20 protein-coding genes are annotated in these 18570 nt (G+C 68.2%); 8 read left to right on the plus strand and 12 right to left on the minus strand.

Annotated features, from left to right (window positions below):
• Nucleotides 1-28: 28 nt before the first annotated feature.
• Complete coding sequence (locus tag AMD30_RS00500; protein ID WP_084817170.1) at nt 29-763, minus strand: PAS and ANTAR domain-containing protein; 735 nt, start codon at nt 761-763, stop codon at nt 29-31.
• Nucleotides 764-832: 69 nt separating this feature from the next.
• On the minus strand, nt 833-1870 hold the full coding sequence (locus AMD30_RS00505) for an LLM class F420-dependent oxidoreductase (RefSeq protein WP_010840648.1): 1038 nt from the start codon (nt 1868-1870) through the stop codon (nt 833-835).
• A 91-nt stretch (nt 1871-1961) separates the two neighbouring features.
• On the opposite strand from AMD30_RS00505, the gene AMD30_RS00510 reads away from it, so the two are divergent.
• From AMD30_RS00510 to AMD30_RS00520, 3 genes are read left to right on the plus strand one after another with little or no spacing between them, the layout of a single operon-like run.
• The gene (locus tag AMD30_RS00510) at nt 1962-3008 is read left to right on the plus strand and encodes a Zn-ribbon domain-containing OB-fold protein (protein ID WP_055474535.1); all 1047 of its coding nucleotides are present in this window, start codon (nt 1962-1964) and stop codon (nt 3006-3008) included.
• Nucleotides 3009-3024: 16 nt separating this feature from the next.
• Entirely contained in the window at nt 3025-4074 is a 1050-nt protein-coding gene (locus AMD30_RS00515) for a thiolase domain-containing protein (RefSeq protein WP_055474385.1), read from the plus strand.
• The gene (locus tag AMD30_RS00520) at nt 4074-5252 is read left to right on the plus strand and encodes a thiolase domain-containing protein (protein WP_055474386.1); all 1179 of its coding nucleotides are present in this window, start codon (nt 4074-4076) and stop codon (nt 5250-5252) included. Before AMD30_RS00515 ends, AMD30_RS00520 begins: the two co-directional genes overlap by 1 nt.
• Nucleotides 5253-5295: 43 nt before the next feature.
• Here the strand turns inward: AMD30_RS00520 and AMD30_RS00525 are convergent, their stop codons facing one another.
• From AMD30_RS00525 to AMD30_RS00545, 5 genes are all read right to left on the minus strand, one after another.
• Nucleotides 5296-5844, minus strand: a complete 549-nt coding sequence (locus AMD30_RS00525; protein WP_014927990.1) for a carboxymuconolactone decarboxylase family protein — start codon at nt 5842-5844, stop codon at nt 5296-5298.
• Nucleotides 5841-6461, minus strand: coding sequence for a hypothetical protein (locus AMD30_RS00530; protein ID WP_055474387.1), 621 nt, complete (start codon nt 6459-6461; stop codon nt 5841-5843). The genes AMD30_RS00525 and AMD30_RS00530 overlap by 4 nt, the downstream gene beginning before the upstream one ends.
• Nucleotides 6458-6937, minus strand: a complete 480-nt coding sequence (locus AMD30_RS00535; protein WP_055474536.1) for an RNA polymerase sigma factor — start codon at nt 6935-6937, stop codon at nt 6458-6460. The genes AMD30_RS00530 and AMD30_RS00535 overlap by 4 nt, the downstream gene beginning before the upstream one ends.
• A 237-nt stretch (nt 6938-7174) precedes the next feature.
• Nucleotides 7175-7639 (minus strand): nuclear transport factor 2 family protein, encoded by a 465-nt coding sequence (locus AMD30_RS00540; RefSeq protein ID WP_010840655.1) that lies wholly within the window; start codon nt 7637-7639, stop codon nt 7175-7177.
• Nucleotides 7636-8955, minus strand: coding sequence for a cytochrome P450 (locus tag AMD30_RS00545; RefSeq protein ID WP_035716895.1), 1320 nt, complete (start codon nt 8953-8955; stop codon nt 7636-7638). The genes AMD30_RS00540 and AMD30_RS00545 overlap by 4 nt, the downstream gene beginning before the upstream one ends.
• 341 nt (nt 8956-9296) lie before the next feature.
• On the opposite strand from AMD30_RS00545, the gene AMD30_RS00550 reads away from it, so the two are divergent.
• Together AMD30_RS00550 and AMD30_RS00555 are read left to right on the plus strand one after the other, a co-directional pair.
• A complete protein-coding gene (locus tag AMD30_RS00550) occupies nt 9297-10460 on the plus strand; it encodes a steroid 3-ketoacyl-CoA thiolase (protein WP_014928762.1) in 1164 nt (387 codons plus the stop codon).
• The gene (locus AMD30_RS00555; protein WP_010840658.1) at nt 10460-10951 is read left to right on the plus strand and encodes a nitroreductase family deazaflavin-dependent oxidoreductase; all 492 of its coding nucleotides are present in this window, start codon (nt 10460-10462) and stop codon (nt 10949-10951) included. The genes AMD30_RS00550 and AMD30_RS00555 overlap by 1 nt, the downstream gene beginning before the upstream one ends.
• A 28-nt stretch (nt 10952-10979) precedes the next feature.
• On the opposite strand, the gene AMD30_RS00560 is transcribed toward AMD30_RS00555, so the two are convergent.
• Nucleotides 10980-11615, minus strand: a complete 636-nt coding sequence (locus AMD30_RS00560) for a TIGR03086 family metal-binding protein (RefSeq protein WP_055474388.1) — start codon at nt 11613-11615, stop codon at nt 10980-10982.
• A 91-nt stretch (nt 11616-11706) separates the two neighbouring features.
• On the opposite strand from AMD30_RS00560, the gene AMD30_RS00565 reads away from it, so the two are divergent.
• Both AMD30_RS00565 and AMD30_RS00570 read left to right on the plus strand, forming a co-directional pair.
• Nucleotides 11707-12657, plus strand: coding sequence for a helix-turn-helix transcriptional regulator (locus AMD30_RS00565; RefSeq protein ID WP_055474389.1), 951 nt, complete (start codon nt 11707-11709; stop codon nt 12655-12657).
• A gap of 78 nt (nt 12658-12735) precedes the next feature.
• Complete coding sequence (locus AMD30_RS00570) at nt 12736-13854, plus strand: DUF5685 family protein (RefSeq protein ID WP_055474390.1); 1119 nt, start codon at nt 12736-12738, stop codon at nt 13852-13854.
• A 50-nt stretch (nt 13855-13904) separates the two neighbouring features.
• Here the strand turns inward: AMD30_RS00570 and fadD8 are convergent, their stop codons facing one another.
• Nucleotides 13905-15551, minus strand: coding sequence for a fatty-acid--CoA ligase FadD8 (gene fadD8, locus AMD30_RS00575; protein WP_055474391.1), 1647 nt, complete (start codon nt 15549-15551; stop codon nt 13905-13907).
• Between the two features lie 169 nt (nt 15552-15720).
• On the opposite strand from fadD8, the gene AMD30_RS00580 reads away from it, so the two are divergent.
• A complete protein-coding gene (locus AMD30_RS00580; RefSeq protein WP_010840663.1) occupies nt 15721-16377 on the plus strand; it encodes an acetyltransferase in 657 nt (218 codons plus the stop codon).
• Nucleotides 16378-16456: 79 nt separating this feature from the next.
• On the opposite strand, the gene AMD30_RS00585 is transcribed toward AMD30_RS00580, so the two are convergent.
• The 3 genes from AMD30_RS00585 to AMD30_RS00595 are packed head-to-tail and all read right to left on the minus strand — an operon-like array spanning nt 16457 to nt 18567.
• Nucleotides 16457-16837 (minus strand): hypothetical protein, encoded by a 381-nt coding sequence (locus AMD30_RS00585; protein WP_055474392.1) that lies wholly within the window; start codon nt 16835-16837, stop codon nt 16457-16459.
• The gene (locus AMD30_RS00590; protein ID WP_055474393.1) at nt 16834-17718 is read right to left on the minus strand and encodes an SDR family oxidoreductase; all 885 of its coding nucleotides are present in this window, start codon (nt 17716-17718) and stop codon (nt 16834-16836) included. The genes AMD30_RS00585 and AMD30_RS00590 overlap by 4 nt, the downstream gene beginning before the upstream one ends.
• Before the next feature lie 60 nt (nt 17719-17778).
• The gene (locus AMD30_RS00595) at nt 17779-18567 is read right to left on the minus strand and encodes an SDR family oxidoreductase (RefSeq protein WP_055474394.1); all 789 of its coding nucleotides are present in this window, start codon (nt 18565-18567) and stop codon (nt 17779-17781) included.
• Nucleotides 18568-18570 lie beyond the last annotated feature (3 nt).

Raw genomic sequence — 18570 nt, forward strand, 5'->3', positions numbered from 1 at the left:
GAGCAGCATGCCCGGTGCGCGCCGGTGCTCAGTGGACGACGTCCGATGAACTCCCCGACGACCTACGGGCGCGCAGCACGATCTCGTCGAGGCGCCGACGGTGGTGATTCTCCAGGGGCAGGCTCGCCTGGATCTCGACAATGAGGGCCGCGGCGACGTCCCGGATCTTGACGTTCTCCTGCTGAGACCGCCACCGGAGCACATCGAATGCGCGGTCGGCGTTGACTCCGTAGACCAGCATGAGCATGCCCTTCGCCTGCTCTATCACCCCGCTGCTGTCGCGGAAGGCCCGCACCTGGTCGTCGACGCGCCGTTGTACCACGGCCAGTTCGGCGTCGGTCAGATCGAGATAGAAGCCCTCCGTGCCGATCGTCTCCCCGGTTGCGTCGGTGATGGAGTGGGCGATGACCGCGACCGGGCGGACCCGCCCCGACGTGTCGACGATGCGGTGGCGACTCGAGAACGGTGCGTGATCGGTGAGCATCTCGGCCAGCATCGCGTCGAAGTGGGCACGATCCTCGGGGTGCTTGTGGCGGCGCATGAGTTCGGTGGTCGGCTCCACCTCACCTGGTCCGTAGCCGTGCAGCGCGGCGACCTCATCGGACCACTCCCACTTCTCACCCTCGTAGAAGAAGCGGAAGTCGCCGATGCGTCGGATTCCCGACGGCATGCGGTCGGACGTCTTGTCCGGACGCCTCGCCGGGAGGGCGCCCCGTTCGTGGTCGGCGTCCTCGCAACGAGGGCCGTGGTCATCGTGCTGCACGCGGAGAATTCTATGACCGGCGAGGCCTCGAGGATGGATTTCGGCGGGCACCCGCGTCCGGGAGGGGGATCAGACCAGCGTCGCCAGTTCGCGGATCGTCTCGGCGTCGCGAGCGGTCACCATCAGCATCGTGACGCCGGCCGCCTCCCACTCCTTGATCTGGGCGCGTACCTCGTCGGCCGTGCCGACCAGCATCGTCTCGCGGACCATCTCGTCGGGCACGGCGGCCACCGCCTCGGCCTTCTTGCCGCCGAGGAACAGGCTCACGATCTCGTCGACTGCGTCCGAGTAGCCCATCCGCTTGTACAGCTCCGCGTGGAAGTTCTTCTCCTTCGCGCCCATTCCGCCGACGTACAACGCGGTCGACGGCCGGTATCGGTCGATGGCGGCGGCCACGTCGTCGGTGATCACCACCTGCACGGTTGCGGCCACCTCGAAGTCCTCCCGCGAGCGACGAGCACCCGGCCGTGCGAAACCCTCGTCGAGCCACGAGTTGTACTGGTCGGCGAGACCGAGACTGAAGAAGATGGCCAGCCACCCGTCGGCGATCTCCGCGGTCTGCGCGACGTTCTTCGGCCCTTCGGCGCCGAGCCAGATCGGCACGTCGGCGCGCAGCGGGTGGGTGATCGGTTTGAGCGGTTTGCCGAGTCCGGTCGCCCCGGGTGCGTCGGCCGGGTACGGCAGCGGATAGTGCGGACCCGCGCTGGTCACCTTGTCCTGCCGGGCCAGCACATCCCGCACGACACGCACGTATTCGCGCGTGCGCGCCAGCGGTTTTGCGAATGGTTCGCCGTACCAGCCCTCCACCACCTGGGGACCCGACACCCCGAGTCCGATGATGTGCCGGCCACCGGAGAGGTGGTCGAGGGTGAGCGCGTGCATGGCGAGCGAGGTCGGCGGACGCGCCGACAATTGGGCCACCGCGGTGCCCAGCCGGACGCGCGAGGTCGCCGCGCCCCACCACGCGAGCGGGGTGTAGGCGTCGGAGCCCCACGACTCCGCGGTGAACACCGCGTCGAACCCGCACTCCTCCGCGGCCGCGATCAACGCGGGCGCGCCCGGAATCGGATCGGCACCCCAGTACCCCAGTTGCAGACCGAGCTTCACCGGCACTCCCCTCTCACCCGGCCGCGCATTCCCACGGCCTGACATGCACCTTGTGTCCAATACTAGAACGTGTTCTACTCGAGATGTGAGCATGAGCGTAACGTCTCCGGCCGCCCCGAATCCCGACACGCCACATCCTGTCGCCGAGGTGCCCGAGCCGAAGTCCCCCATCCTGACCGCTCCCCTGACCAACTCCTTCGACTACACACGGTCGCTGGGCCCGGTTCTGAGTCAGTTCGCGCTCGCGCTGCGCGACGGCCGGATCATCGGGTCCAAGGGCAGCGACGGCAAGGTGTCGGTGCCCCCGGTCGAGTTCGATCCCGTCACCGGCGCGCAGTCAGCCGAGTTCGTCGAGGTGTCGACCATCGGCACGGTGACCACCTGGACGTGGAACCCCGAGCCGACGCCGGGCCAGCCGCTGGACACGCCGTTCGCGTGGGCGCTGATCCGTCTCGACGGCGCGGACACCACACTGCTGCACGCGGTTTCGGCCGACTCACCCGACGCGTTGGCGACCGGCCTGCGGGTTCACGCCGTGTTCAGCGCGGCACGCATAGGCCGGATCGACGACATCGCGTACTTCGCGCCCGGCGAGGAGCCCGCCACCGCTCCGGCCAACACCGCGGAGGCCCCCCAGGGCGCCGAGACGGGGCTCGTCGTCATCCCCACCCCGGTCAGCACCGAGATCACTCACTCGGCCAACGAAGAAGAATCCGTCTATCTCGAAGGACTGAAGGCGGGCAAGCTGATCGGCACGCGCATCGGTTCGGGAGTCGACGCCGGACGCGTCTACTTCCCACCTCGCGGGGTCAGTCCCGCCGACGGCTCGCCCGCGTCCGAACGTGTCGAGCTGGGCCACACCGGCATCGTCACCACGTTCTGCATCGTCAACGTGCCCTTCCAGGGCCAGCGGATCAAGCCGCCCTACGTGGCGGCGTACGTACTCCTCGACGGCGCTGACATCCCGTTCCTGCACCTGATCCTGGACTGTGAGGCCTCCGAGGTCCGAATGGGTATGCGCGTCAAGGCCGTCTGGCTTCCCGAAGACGAGTGGGAGTTTTCGATCGGCAACATCAGTCACTTCGCACCCACCGGAGAGCCCGACGCCGAGTACGACACCTACCGCGCCCACCTGTGATGAAGGACCACCTCTGATGACACTGCCACCGATCGCGATCATCGGCTTCGCACACAGCCCCAACGTCGCCGGCAGCCACGGCACCACCAACGGTGTCGAGATGCTGATCCCCTGTTTCGACAAGCTCTACGCCGAACTCGGCATCGCCCGCACCGACATCGAGTTCTGGTGCAGCGGATCGTCGGATTACCTTGCCGGGCGCGCGTTCTCCTTCATCTCCGCGATCGACTCGATCGGCGCCATGCCGCCCATCAACGAGTCACATGTCGAGATGGACGGCGCGTGGGCTCTCTACGAGGCGTGGGTGAAGATCGCGACCGGCGAGGTCGACCTCGCCCTCGCCTACGGATTCGGCAAGGCCACCGCGGGCAACGCCGATCAGACCCTCACCCTGCAGACCGACCCGTACACCGTCGCCCCGCTGCACCCGGACGCGCGGTCGCTCGGCGCCCTCCAGGCACGTGCCGGCATCGACGCCGGCGTGTGGACCGAGGCCGACATGGCCGAGATCGGCGCGCGCACCTTCGGCGGTTCGGTCGACGAGCTGCTCGGCCGCGAGTACGTCGCGAACCCGTTGCGGCAGCACGACATCGCGCCCTACACCGATGCCGCCGCCGCGGTCGTGATCGCGAGCGAGCGCAAGGCCCGTGAGCTGGTGGCCAATCCCGCGTTCGTCACCGGGTGGGACCACCGCATCGACACGCCCAACTTCGGGGCACGCGATCTCACGCTGTCGCCCTCGACGAAGGTCGCCGGCGACACCGCGTTCGGCGACCGCAGCCGAGCGGTCGACGTCGCCGAGATCAACGCGTCGTACACACATCAGGAGATCATCGTCCGCAACGCGCTCGGGTTGCCAGACTCGGTGCGGATCAACCCGTCCGGCGGCTCGCTGGCCGGCAACTCGCTGTTCTCCGCCGGTCTCCAGCGCATCGGGTACGCGGCGCACGAGATCCTCAGCGGGAACGCGGGCACCGCACTCGCCCACGCGTCGAGCGGGCCGCTGCTGCAGCAGAACATGGTGGTCACCCTGAGTGCCCAAACGAACTCGGGAGGCGAGAACTGATGGGACACAACAATCGAGCCGCGGTGCTGGGAACCGGACAGACGCGGTACGTCGCCAAGCGGTCCGATGTCACGATGGCCGGCATGGTCCGCGAGGCCATCGATGCCGCGCTCCTCGACTCCAAGGTCTCTCTCGACGACATCGACGCGATCGTCATCGGCAAGGCACCGGACCTCTTCGAGGGATCGATGATGCCCGAGCTCGCGATGGCCGAGGCCATCGGCGCGGTCGGCAAACGACTCATCCGCGTGCACACCGCGGGTTCGGTCGGCGGCTCGACGGCCAACGTGGCCGCGTCGCTCGTCTTCGCCGGAGTGCACAAACGGGTCCTGGCCGTCGCCTGGGAGAAGCAGTCGGAGTCCAACGCGATGTGGGCCCTGTCGATCCCGGTGCCGTTCACCAAACCGGTGGGCGCTGGCGCGGGCGGCTTCTTCGCCCCGCACGTGCGCGCCTACATCCGGCAGTCCGGAGCCCCCGAACACATCGGCGCGATGGTCGCGGCCAAGGACCGTCGCAACGGCGCGCTGAATCCGCTTGCGCACCTGCACCAGCCGGATCAGACCGTCGAGAAGGTCATGAGCTCGCAGATGCTGTGGGACCCGATCCGCTACGACGAGACCTGCCCGTCGTCGGACGGGGCGTGCGCGGTCGTCATCGGTGCCGAAGACGTCGCCGACGCGGCGATCGCCGCGGGCGATCCGGTGGCGTGGATTCATGCCACGGCGATGCGCACCGAGCCGCTGTCGTACGCGCACCGCAACGTCGTCAGCCCGCAGGCCGGTCGCGACGCCGCCGCCGCCCTGTGGAAGGCAGGCGGCATCAGCAATCCCCTCGAGGAGATCGACGCCGCCGAGATCTACGTGCCCTTCTCGTGGTTCGAGCCGATGTGGCTGGAGAACCTCGGCTTCGTGGCCGAGGGCGAGGGCTGGAAGCTCACCGAATCCGGTGACACCGAGATCGGCGGACGACTCCCGCTCAACGCGTCCGGCGGTGTGTTGTCGTCGAACCCGATCGGGGCGTCGGGCATGATCCGGTTCGCCGAGGCGGCGATCCAGGTCATGGGCAAGGCCGGCGACCACCAGGTCGCGGACGCCCGCAAGGCCCTGGGCCACGCCTACGGCGGCGGTTCCCAGTACTTCTCCATGTGGCTCGTCGGCGCCGACAAACCCCTGCACTGACGCGTATTTCGTAGCATCCATGCGCGCCATGTGCGCATGAATGCTACGAAATGCGTTCGGGCACAGCGCAGGCGAGGCCGTCGGACATTCCGGTGGGCCGGACACCCAGAGACTGGTTGAGGCGCGCCCGCTGGTTCTCCCAGGCGACGGTCATGGCGAGTTCGACGATCTGGGTCTCCGACAGGTGCTCGCCCAGCTCACGACGCAGCTCGGCGAGGTCCTCCCCGACGGCCGGTGTGCGCGTCATCGCCTCGGCGTAACCGATGACGAGCTTCTCCAGGTCGGTGTAGGCCGTCGACTCCCGATAACGCGGGAGGTCGCGGAGCTGCTGCTCGGTGATGCCCGCGCCGGAGGCGACCGCCGACCCGATGTCGAGGCAGAACTCGCAGCTGACCATGCCTGCCGCCTTGAGTTCGGCGAGTTCCTTGAGCTTCGGGTCCATCCGGTTGGACAGCAGCATCGCGCTCTCCATCCCGGCGACCCCGCCGGCAAGCAGCGGCCGCCGTGCCAGATGGCCGACGAGCTCGGTGCGGTGGCGCCGTGCCCGTCGCATGGCGCGTACGTAATTCCGGATTCGATGCAGTGCTCTCATACCCGTCCTTCCTCATCCGGCCCTCGGCTGTAACGCCCGCCCAGGACGAAGGTGACCAGCAACACCAGCGCGGCCACACCGACCGCACCGTGCGCGACCGCACCCCAGGCGAACACGCCGATCTCGTGCACGCCGCGTCCACCCATGACCAGTCCGAGCGGCACGCCCACGATGACGGCGACGGGCAACCACCGCCGGCGCGTCGAGGCGACCGCGATCGCCGCACCCAGGGCGATGAACGCCAGTCCCCCGTCGATCATCGCGTGCTGGTTGTACGGCTCGCCCAGCGACGCCGAGATCCATTCCCCGGCAACCAAGTTCCCCATGCCATGGATGACCAGGACCGCGCCGAGCACGGCCGCGGCCACCTGCGACGCCGACCATCGTCGTCTCGGACGGGCCGAACGCCGGGACTCCAGGCCCTGATCGACCGCGGCGTAGGTCGACGGGGGCGGATCACGGCGTAAGCCGTCGGCGAGCAGTTCGAGTTCGGGTGTCCGGGCACCCGGCATCTCGCGCCCGTCGAGGACGGCCGCGATCCTGGCGTCGAGCAGTTCGGCCGCCGCGACCTCGGCAGGGTCGTACGCCTCGGACGCAGCCGGATCCTCTGGCGTCACCTCGGCATCACCTCCCTCAACTTCGCCACCCCGCGATAGACGAGCATCCGGGCGGCGGTTGCCGAGATCCCCATCGCGACCCCGATCTCCTCAGAGCTGAGTTCGGTGCCGAACCGCAGGGCCACGGCCTCGCGTTCGCGCGCGGTGAGCACCCACAGCCGGCTGCGCACGTCGTCGGCCGCCGCGGCGCGCAACATCGAGGTCTCGGGGTCGCCGTCGGGAGCGGACATCACCGCGGCGTCCACGTCGACCTCGGCGACCGGCACCTCCCGAGACTGCCGCGCCCACCAGTCCGCGACGACGTGCCGGGCTATGCCGATCAGCCAGGCGCCGACGGTGCCGCGCCGATCGTCGAATCGGTCCCAGGAGCGCATCGCCTTCACGAAGACCTCCGCGGTCACGTCGTCGGCATCGACATTCGCGGGCACGCGGGTTCGCACGTAGCGCCAGACCCCCGCCACGTGTTCGCGGTACACCGCGTCGAACTGATCGACCGCGCCCGACTTCGAGTCGTCCCCCCTTCGCCATCGACACCGTGGGCCGTCGGCGACGCCCCGGGCATCATGGACCCTGCGATACATCTTCCGGCACGGGCGCCCGGCTGTAACGGCGGATGCGCGAACTCGGGCGGCCTCCTCGGCTGGGCGCACAGACGACGGCGGGCGGGACAGGTGAGGAACCTGTCCCGCCCGCGTCGGACCGTGGTGCGACCCTCAGGCCTTGCGCACCGAGTTGATCGTCTTCTCGACCTCCCAGAAGGCACGCAATGCCGACAGCTTCCCGTCGGCGTCGGCGCGGTAGGTGAAAACCCCTCGCGCCTCGGAGACATGGCCGGCGATGTGGGTGACGATGCTGCCGATGTAGGCGACCTCGTTCCCGCAGATGATCTCCTCGTCGAAGCGGAAGTCGATGCTCTCGGTCGTGCCGATCGACTTGTCCCAGAACTCGGAGATCTGCTCGTGCCCACGGAATCCGACGCCGTCCGGATCGAACATCGACGGCCCGACCGGGTCCTCGACCGTCGCGTCGGCCGCGAAGTTGTCGATCCAGGCCTGCTTGTCCCGCGATGCCACGAACTCACGCGAACGACGTCCCGCCACGACTGCGGGATGGTTCTCCCGGTCGATGCCGAGGTATGCCGGCGTCTCCCGTGGTGCGGTGTCTTCTGCCGCGGTCACTTGGTGCCGTAGTCGACGCGGAGTTCCTTGACCCCGTTGATCCAGCCGTGCCGCAGGCGGCGAGGGGCGTCGAGCTTGGTGATGTCGGGCACCGTGTCGGCCAGCGCGTTGAACATCAGGTTGATCTCCATCCGTGCGAGATTGGCGCCGACGCAGAAATGCGCACCGTTGCCGCCGAACCCGACGTGCGGGTTGGGATCGCGCATGATGTTGAACGAGAACGGATCGTCGAAGACGTCCTCGTCGTAGTTGGCCGAACCGTAGAACATACCGACGCGCTCGCCCTTGGCGATGTCGACGCCGCCGATCTGCGTGTCCCGCTTGGCCGTCCGCTGGAAGCAGTTCACCGGGGTGGCCCACCGGACGATCTCGTCGACCGCCGTCGCCGGACGATGCTTCTTGAACAGCTCCCACTGGTCGGGATTGTCCAGGAACGCATTCATCCCGTGACTGATGGCGTTACGGGTGGTCTCGTTGCCCGCGACGGTCAGGAGGATGAAGAAGAACCCGAACTCGGTCTCGTCGAGCGACTGCCCGTCGATGTCGGCGTTCACCAGCGTGGTGACGATGTCCTCGCCGGGGTTCTTGCGCTTCTCCTCGGCCATCGTGTAGCCGTAGCCGAGGATCTCGGCGTTGGCCTGCTGGGGATCCGTGGTGTAGTCCGGATCGTCGGCGTTCATCATCGAGTTCGACCAGTCGAACAGCTTCTCCCGATCCGACTCCGGCACACCGAGCAGGTCGGCGATGGCCAGCAGCGGCAGGTCGACGGCGACGTCCTTGACGAAGTCGCCGCTGCCCTTTTCCGCGGCCCGGGTGACGATCTCACGGGCGGCGTCGTCGAGCTTCTCCTCGAGCGAGTGCACCGCGCGGGGCGTGAACAGCTTGGAGACCAGCTTGCGCAGACGCGTGTGCTCCGGCGGGTCATGGTTGATCAGCAGGGCCTTGGTGATCTCGATCTGATCGGCGGTCATCTCGTCGTCGAAACGCATGATGACGCCGTTGGCGTTGGTTTCCCAGTCCTCGTTGTTCTTCGAGATCTCACGGACATGGGCGTGCTTGGAGATCACCCAGTAGCCGCCGTCGTGGAAACCACCGCCCTTGCCGGGCGCCTGGGCATTCCACCAGACCGGCGCGGTCTTGCGCAGTTGCGCGAACTCCTGCACGGGGATTCCCTGCTCGAGCAGGTCGGGGTTGGTGAAATCCCACCCCTCCTGCTCCATGAACGGGCACTTCGCGACTACGTCGGAAGGGCTCGTGCGCGCAGAATCCGCCGGGGTCGGCTCGCTGCCGATCGGGGCGCTCTGGGCCTGGGTCACGTCACACCACCTCGCTGTGAGATTTAGAACCTGTTTCAATCACATTCAAGCACACTGTGACCCATTCGACACCCCCGGATGAGAACTTGTTCTAGTTCTCTGGTCGCCCCGTGGTCCCCACCTGCGACGTTGACTCGTGAACCGCGAGACATCTGTCCGCGTGCAGCAGGGACACGACCTCCGCGACAGCCGTCGGGCGATGGTTACAGAACACGTTGAGCCCCCACCATAGACGCAAACATAGAACGTGTTCTAGCTTGGATCTCAGCGGCCTCGACGTCCCGTCGACAGGCCATGCTCCGTGGGCAACGGAGTTCACTGGGACTAACGAAGGAGTGGCCATGGGCGTTCCGGTCATCGTGGAGGCGGCGCGTACGCCGATCGGCAAGCGCGGCGGATGGCTGTCGGGGTTGCACGCCGAGGAATTGCTCGGCCTCACCCAGCGAGGTCTCCTCGAGAAGGCGGGCATCGACCCCGCGCTCGTCGAACAGGCGATCGGCGGCTGCGTGACCCAGGCGGGCGCCCAGGCCGGCAACATCACGCGCAAGGCGTGGTTGTCCGCGGGCCTCCCTGAGGCGACCGGAGCCACCACCATCGACGCCCAGTGCGGCTCGGCACAACAGGCCAATCACCTGATCGCCGGACTGATCGCCTCCGACGCGATCGACATCGGCGTCGCCTGCGGGGTGGAGACGATGTCCGTCGTCCCGCTCGGCGCGAATGTGGGTACGGGTGCCGGCCCGTACCACGCGGATTCGTGGGACATCGACATGCCCAACCAGTTCGAGGCCGCCGAGCGCATCGCCAAGCGCCGGGGCATCACGCGCGCCGACATCGACGCGCTCGGCGAGCGTAGTCAGCGCAATGCCCGCCAGGCGTGGGACGAGGGCCGTTTCGATCGCGAGGTCCTGAGCCTCAAGGCGCCCGAGCGCACCAAAGAGGGCGAGTTCACCGGGAACATCCTCGACGTGAGCCGCGATCAGGGCCTGCGCGACACCACGCTCGAATCCCTGTCCGCGCTCAAACCCGTTCTCGAGGGCGGCATCCACACCGCGGGGACGTCGTCGCAGATCTCCGACGGCGCGGCCGCCGTGCTCATCATGGACGAGTCGAAGGCGCGCGAGCTGGGCCTCACGCCCCGCGCGCGCATCAGGGCACAGGCCCTGGTCGGCGCGGAACCGCATTTCCATCTCGACGGTCCGGTCCAGGCGACCGAGCGCGTCCTGGCGAAGTCGGGTATGTCGTTGTCCGACATCGACATCGTCGAGATCAACGAGGCGTTCGCCTCCGTGGTCCTCAGCTGGGCCCAGGTCCACGGCGCCGACCTGGACAAGGTGAATGTCAACGGTGGGGCCATCGCGCTGGGACATCCCGTGGGCAGCACCGGCTCTCGGCTGATCACCACGGCCCTGCACGAGCTGGAGCGCCGGGACGGTCAGACCGCGCTCGTCACGATGTGCGCTGGTGGCGCGATGGCCACCGGCACCATCATCGAGCGGATCTGATGCCGGCCTTCGATCCGGACAACAAGCCGGCACAACTGGATTCGCCCGTCGTCAGCAAGTTCATCAAGCTGGGATCGAAGGCGAACACCGCGCTGTACAAGGCCACCGGAGGCCGGATCGGGGGGACCTGGCGAGTCGGGGCGGGCCTGCGCAAGCCCGCCCCGGTGTGCCTGCTCACCACGATCGGCCGCAAGTCGGGCCAGCCGCGGACCGCACCGCTGATCTATCTGCGACGGGGTGAGTCGTTCGTGGTGGTGGCGTCGCAGGGCGGCTCGGCCAAGAATCCGGCCTGGTATCTGAATCTCCGGGACAACCCGCAGGTCACCATCCAGCTCGGCAAGAAGAAGTACGACCTCGTGGCGCGCACCGCCACCGATTCCGAACGCGCCGACCTGTGGCCCGATCTGGTCGACACCTATGCCGACTACGACACCTACGCCGCCTGGACGGAACGGACGATCCCGGTGGTCATCTGCGAGCCGGCCCGCTGAGGCAACAGGACCGCCGGGGGCCCGATCGTCAGGGTTGCCGCCGCACCCAGGTGACGGAGTCGCGGCCGGTCCAGTTCGCGAGCCGCTCGGTGGGTCCGGCCTCGGGGCGGGGTTCGACGACGGGCCCGAAGGGCACGGCGGGGTCGGTGCGGATCGCGGCCGGGATGAACTGTCGGGCCACCCCCAGGGTCGTCTCGGCGAGTTCGGCGTCGGCCTCGGCCGGCCGGCCGGTGGCGACCGCCAGATCCCAAGCGTGGACGAGGGTTTCGCTGACATAACCCCACAGGGCCCCGGCGCCCGGGACCTCACCCCAGGGCATCTGGACCATCACGGAGAGCTTGGTGTCATCCGACCACGAGTCGAGCGCCTGGTCGATGAGGGCCGCGTACGTCCGGGCGTCGTACTGCTCGGCGATCGACGCCATCGTGCGGATGTCGGCACCCTCGGCCAGCGCTGCGGCGCGATGCGCGACGGCGACGAGGTGCGCCGACAGGGTCCGGACGTCGAAGTCGTCGCAGGGCGTCGGCGAGTCGAGTTGGTCGTCGGACACTCCCTCGAGCAACTCCACGACCCAGGCGGTGGCGGCGCGGAACGCCGGCCGGGGATCGTCGAAGGCGGGTGTCGTCTCAGGAGCCGGTCCGGAGTTCGTGGTCGGTGCGTTCATGGCATGTCCTCTCGTGTCTTTCGGGTACGAGGACCAGTGAAGTCTCGATACACGACACCTTCTGTCATGTTTTTCCGGAAGAATCTCTACCGTGCGCGCCGAACGTCTCATCGCCCTGCTGATGCTGCTGAAGAAGCACGAGCGGGTGACGGCTGCCGAGCTGGCCGCCGAGCTCGGGGTCTCCGAGCGAACCGTGCTCCGCGACATCGATGCGCTGTCGCTGTCCGGCGTGCCGGTGTACGCCGAGCGCGGACGACACGGCGGGTTCGCGCTGTTACCGGGGTACCGCACCGACCTCACGGGGCTGACCGTCGACGAGGCGACGTCTCTCCTCGCCGGCACCGGACGGGTCGACTCCCCCGCGTTCGCCAGCGCCATGCGTAAGGTCACCGCGGCACTGCCCGAAGCGCACCGGAGCCAGGCCGTGCGGGCCGCGCAGCGGATCCTGGTCCGTCCGGAGGGTTTCGTCCGGGCCCCCGAAGTCCTCGACAACCTCCAGGCCGTGCAGATCGCCGTCTTCGAGGGCCGGCGGATCCGTGTCCGCTACCGGAGCCGGGGAGCCGACGCTGCGCGCGAGCACGTACTCGATCCGATCGGCCTGATCGTGGCGGGCGACACCTGGTACCTCGTCGCGGGGTCCCGACGCCGAGATGCGACAGCGACGCCTGCCGAACGAATGTTCCGGCTCTCCCGGATGAGCGATGTGGACATCCTCGACGAGCCGGCTCATCGCTCCGACGAGGTCGACCTGGCCGAGATCTGGGAGCGGCACCGTGACGCCTTCCGGCGCTCCTTCGATCCGGTCGACGTCGTGATCGACTGCTCGGCCGACGACGCCGAACGAATCGGATCGATCGCCTCGGCAACACATCTCGGTGAATCCGCGGACGGCCGGTGCCGTCTCGATCTCCGGTTCGCCGACCGCCGGCACGCGGTGCGCGCGCTCTGGTCGACGATGTTCGATCACGACTTCGTGGTGCGCGAGCCGGACTGGCTGCGGACCGCGCTGACGGCCCGTGCCCGCGCCGCGACCGGCGAGTGACGGCGTACACGAGGCGTCACCTGCACCGAACGAATGAATCGCCTGGCGACACCTCGGGCCGTGTGGTCTGATTCACGGATGTTCGGGGTTCTCACTCCATGTCGGCACGCACTCGACGACGACCTGATGGACCAGTGGCGCTCTCACCTGTGTGGGGTCTGTCTCTCGCTGCGAGACAACCACGGTCAGTCGAGCAGGCTGACGGTCAACACCGACGCGGTGATGGTCTCGATTCTCACCGCCGCGCAGTCGACGAAGGAGTGCGCGTCCACCGAGGCCGGGCGCTGCCCTCTGCGCGGAATGCGCACGGCGACGGTCGTGTCCGCCGACGAGCCGGGCGTGCGTCTCGCCACGACCGCCTCGCTCACCCTGGCCGCCGCGAAGGCCGCCGATGTCGGCAGCGAACAACATCACGCGCTCGCACCCCGGCGTCCGGTCCGCGCCAAGCTCGCGGAGTACGCCGGGGGCCACCTGCGTCGGCACGCCGCGGCCGACACCACGGTCGCCGGCCGCCTCGACGTCGACGCCATGATGACGACCCTGTCCCGGCAGGCGGAGATCGAATCGACGAGCGTCGTGCTCGACGACCTCACGCAACCTTCGGGTGCCGCCGCCGCACAGGTCTTCGCCACTTCGGCGGTCCTGGCCGAGGTCCCGGGCAACCAGGAGCCGCTCCGCGACATCGGTGCCGACTTCGGCCGGATCGCGCATCTGCTGGACGCGGTCGACGACTACGACTCCGACGCCGCCGAGGGGCGATTCAATCCGCTCCGGGCGACCGGCACGTCTCCGGAGACCGCGCTCGAGCAGTGTCGACGACTCGCTGCCGCGATCCGGGCGCGCTATGCCGACCTCTCCCTCGCCGACGACCGCTTGCTGCGCGTGGTTCTGCTCGACGGCCTGCGGCACGCCATTCACAAGCGCATGCATCCGCACGCCGACGCCATCTCCGTCACCGCCGACTCGCGCACCCAGTGGCCTCCGCACCGGCCCTTCGGATATCCCTCCGAGTGGCCCTATCCGCCGCCGTTCAAACCGAATCGATCATTCGGCGAGCGGATTCTGCCGTTCATCGGCGTCTCCTGCTTCGGTAAGGCCTGCTGCACGGACCACTGGAATCACTTCACCGACAAGTACAAGGACGCGGTCTGCGACGACTGCGACTGCTGCGATTGTTGCGACTGCTGCGACCTGTGACCCGCGTTCTCCGACCGTCCGTACGGGGCAGGGGCCATGCGAATCGGGACCTACCCGACGCCGCGGTCGGAGTCGGCCCAGTACTGAGACCGCAGCGCCTTCTTGTCCGGCTTGCCGAGGGCGGTCAACGGCAAAGCGTCGGCGAAGATCACGCGCTTGGGTGACTGCACCGCCCCCTTGCGGTCCTTCACGGACTGCTGGATCTCGGTGACGATGCGGTCCTTCGCCGCGTCGTCGGCGGGGGCATCGCCGCGCAGGACGACGATCGCGGTGACCGCCTCACCCCACTTCTCGTCCGGGACACCGATCACACCGACCTGACCGACCGCCGGATGTTCGGCGACGACATCCTCGACCTCGCGCGGGAACACGTTGAACCCACCGGTGACGATCATGTCCTTGGTGCGGTCGACGATGAACCAGAACCCGTCCTCGTCCTCGCGCGCGACGTCGCCGGTGCGGAGCCAGCCGTCGCGGAAGGTGTCCGCGGTCTGCTCCGGGAGACCCAGGTACCCACCGGCGAGAAGTGGTCCGGCGACACAGATCTCGCCGGGCTCACCCTGGGGCACGGGCTTGTCGTCGGGTCCGAGCAGGGCGGTGCGCAGGAAGGCCGACGGCCGTCCGCAACTGCTCAGCCGACGCTGGTCCTCACCGGGACCCGGATGGTCTCCCTTGGCCAGGTAGCTGATGACCATCGGCGCCTCGGACTGGCCGTAGTACTGGGCGAAGATCGGCCCGAAGCGCTCGATGGCCTCGGCGAGGCGGATCGGATTGATCGGTGACGCACCGTAATACACGGTCTCCAGCGACGACAGGTCACGCGTCTTCGAGTCCGGGTGGTCCATCAGCGCGTACAGCATCGACGGCACCAGCATCGTCGCGGTGATCTTCTGCTCCTCGATGGTGCGCAGCACCTCGGCCGGGTCGAACTTGGACAGGACCACCATCGATCCGCCCTTCATCAGGGTCGGGACGAAGAACGCCGCACCCGCATGCGAGAGGGGAGTGCAGAGCAGGAATCGCGGATGCTCGGGCCATTCCCATTCGGCGAGCTGGATCTGCGTCATCGTCGACATCGCACGCGCCGTTCCGATGACCCCCTTCGGCTTGCCGGTGGTCCCGCCCGTGTAGGTGATGGAGACGACGTGGTCGGGTGAGAGGTGCGCCGCGACAAGGGGCTTCGGTTCGAAGCCGTCTGCCTCGGCGATCACGTCACGTGCATGTGCGGCCAGCTGCTCGGGTACCGGCCCGAGCGTCAGCACCTGCTTGAGGCCGGGCACCCGTTCGAGGAGGGCCGCGGCCCGTTCGACGAACATGGGCACCGGATCGATGATGAGGGTCGACACGCCGGCATCGGAGAGCACGTATGCGTGGTCGTCGAGCGAGCCGAGGGGATGCAGTGCGGTGCGGCGCCACCCCTGGGTCTGGCCGGCGCCGATCACGAACAGCACCTCGGGACGATTCAGCGCGAGCAGGCCCACCGCGGTCCCGGTACCGGCTCCCAAACCCTCGAAGGCCTGGATGTACCTGCTGATCGACGCGGCCATCTCACCGCCGGTCATCTCGGTGTCGCCGAGGGACAGGACGGTGCGGTCGGCGTGCCGCCGCAGCGCCGCGACCATCAGGTCGCCCATATGCGTGCCCCCGCGCAGGTGATCGAAGTCGGCCGGTGCTGTCGTCGTACCCTCGTTCGTCATGCCCACCAGACTAGGACGCGTTACAGCCGGAGGGAAGAATCTCCTCGAAAACAGCCGTACATAGCAGTAGAACCTGTTCTAAATTTCTGGGCCGTATCGGCCGGCGGAGACGCCGCCGGCGGACATGATGTCCACCACATGGTGACGACCGGTGACCTAGGATCGAAGCATGACTGACCTCGACCTCGCCACCACCCGTCGCGACATCGCCGACGCCCTGCTGACCGCCCTCGAACGTCGGCACGAGGTCCTCGATGCCATCGTCGACGCCGAGAATCACGACGAGGCCGTGACCGCGATCGTGGGGCTGCTCGGGAAGTCCCGGCTCGGTGCCGAAGCCATCCTGGACATGAAGCTCGATCAGCTCACCAAAGACGACCGTCGAAAAAACCAGGCCGAACTCGACGACCTCAACAGCGCGCTCACCTTCACGCTGGCCGAACGGCCGGCGAGCAGCGGTGACACACTCGACCTCCGTCCGTTCGACCCGTCCGCCGACGCGGAGCTGTTCTCGGCGCGCACCAACGAGATCGGCACCGCCGGAGACGGTTCCGGCGCTCCCGCCGGGGATGTCGCGGCCGAGATCAGCGCGGCCACCGCCCGGGTCGACGCCGAGGAGGCCGTCTGGCTGGTCGCCGTCGAGGGCGACTCGAAGGTCGGCTTCGTCTTCGGCGAATTGAAGGACGGCGAGATCGACCTGCGCATCTGGATTCATCCGCAGTTCCGCAAGGCCGGGTATGGCACCGCCGCCCTGCGCAAATCCCGTTCGGAGATGGCGGCCTACTTCCCCGGCGTACCGATGGTCGTCCGCGCGCCGGGCGCCTGACACGCAGCTCCACCCGGAGGGCGTGTCCACCGCCCCTCGGGTGGTGGACACGGCCATCCGTGGTGAGTGCGCTCGGCGATCAGGCCCGCTGGGGCCGTGGAAGCCCGAAGTGCGCCACGATCGCGCGAATCCGATTGTCCTCATCGACGACGAAGGTCTCCGACACCGTCGCACCCAGCCGTAGTCTCTTGGGTCGGACGTGGACGACGTAGCGCGTGGTCACGCTGTGGCCGTCGACCGTGGCGGTGAAGTCCGAGATCCGATGGATGAGACGGAATTGCGGACCGCGGGCGAGGCTTCGGGCGATGTGGGCGCCGTTGCGACCGGTTCGGACGCCGAACTCCACGCGTGTGCAGTCAGGGTGCAGCGCGACCGCCGATGGATCGTGACTCACCAGGGCGTCGACGTAGGCCCGCGCCGCCCCGATCCGTTCGGCCGAGAAGTCGGCGTGTGGCGTCATCGCGCGCCGTAGACCGGCATCGGAACCGGCGCCTTCGCCAGGATCTCCTCGATCACCGGGCCGAGCTCGGCAGCTTCCCAGCGAGACCCCTTGTCCCGCTCGATGCTTCGCTGCCAGCCGTCGGTGACCGAGATCTTGCCGCCCTCGACCTCGAACACCCGGCCGCTCACCGAACCCGCTTCGGGCGAACCGAGCCAGACCACGAGTGGCGACACGTTCGCGGGATCCATCGTGTCGAAGGAACCGTCGGCGGGCGCGGCCATCTGAGCGGCCATGGCATCACCGGCACCCATCGTCATCTGGGTGCGGGCGGCCGGGGCGATCGCATTCACGGTGACACCATAGGACCCCAGCTCCGCCGCCGCCTGGATCGTGAGGGCCGCGATCCCGGCCTTGGCCGCGACGTAGTTCCCCTGACCCACCGAACCGTAGAGGCCCGCACCGGAACTGGTGTTGATGATGCGTGCCTGCGGGACGTCGCCGGCCTTGGCCTGGGCACGCCAGTGCGCCGCCGCGTGGCGCAAGCCGACGAAGTGTCCCTTGAGATGCACGCGGACGACCGCATCCCATTCCTCCTCCGACAGCGAGACCAGCATCCGGTCGCGCACGAAACCCGCGTTGTTGACGAGGATGTCGAGGCGGCCGAACTCCGAGAGAGCTGTCTCGACCATGGCCGCACCAGAGTCCCAGTCCGCGACATCACCCACCGACGCGACAGCGTGCCCGCCCGCGGCCACGATCTCGTCGACCACCTCGGTCGCCGGATCCTCGGCGTAGTCGTTGACCACGACCTTCGCGCCGTCGGCGGCGAACGCGAGGGCATGGGCACGGCCGATGCCCTGGCCGGCACCGGTTACGATGACGACACGACCCTCATTCATTGTGCTGGTCACACTCTTTCCTTTCCGAACTTCTCTCGGGCCCGATCCGCGCGCCGGGTCTCAGACTGCATTGCCGGCGGTCGCGGCGTCGAGGAATGCCGGTTTCTCGCCACCCCCGTGCACGGTCAGCGTCGATCCGCTGATGTAGCAGGCGAGCGGCGACAACAGAAACGCCACCGCGTTGCCGACATCGACGGGCGTGGCCATGCGGCCCATCGGGATGGTCTCGCCGACCGCCGCGACTCCGGCGTCATCCCCGTAGTGCAGATGCGACTGCTCGGTGACGACCGGGCCGGCCACGACCGAGTTCACCCGCACCCGTGGCGCCCACTCGACGGCGAGTGAACTCATCAGATTGTCGAGTCCGGCCTTCGCCGCCCCGTAGGCCGATGTCCCGGGTGACGCTCGGTGGCCACTGACACTCGAGATGTTCACGATGGCACCGCCGTCGGGCTGCATCTGCATCACGGCGTTGGCCGCGCGGGCCACTGCCAGCGGGGCCAGCAGGTTGAGGTCGACGATCTTGCTCGCGAATCGAACCGATGCGTCGGCGGCCAGCGCGAAGGGTGAGCCGCCGGCATTGTTCACGACACCATCGAGACGTCCGGCGCGCCGGATGACCTCGTCCACCATCGCCTCGACCGCATCCGCGTCGCGAACGTCGCAGGACACGAAGTCGACGTCGCGGAGGTCGTCGGCGAGGTTGTCGGCGTTGCGGCCACAGATCACCGGTCGGGCGCCGAGCGAGCCCAGGACACGGGTGATCCCCGCACCCACCCCGCGACCCCCGCCGGTGACCAACACGACCTTTCCGACCAGGCCCAGCTCGACCTGTGACTGCGTCTGCATGGG

Origin of the sequence: Gordonia sp. HS-NH1, assembly GCF_001418765.1 — a bacterium.
Lineage (GTDB): Bacteria > Actinomycetota > Actinomycetes > Mycobacteriales > Mycobacteriaceae > Gordonia.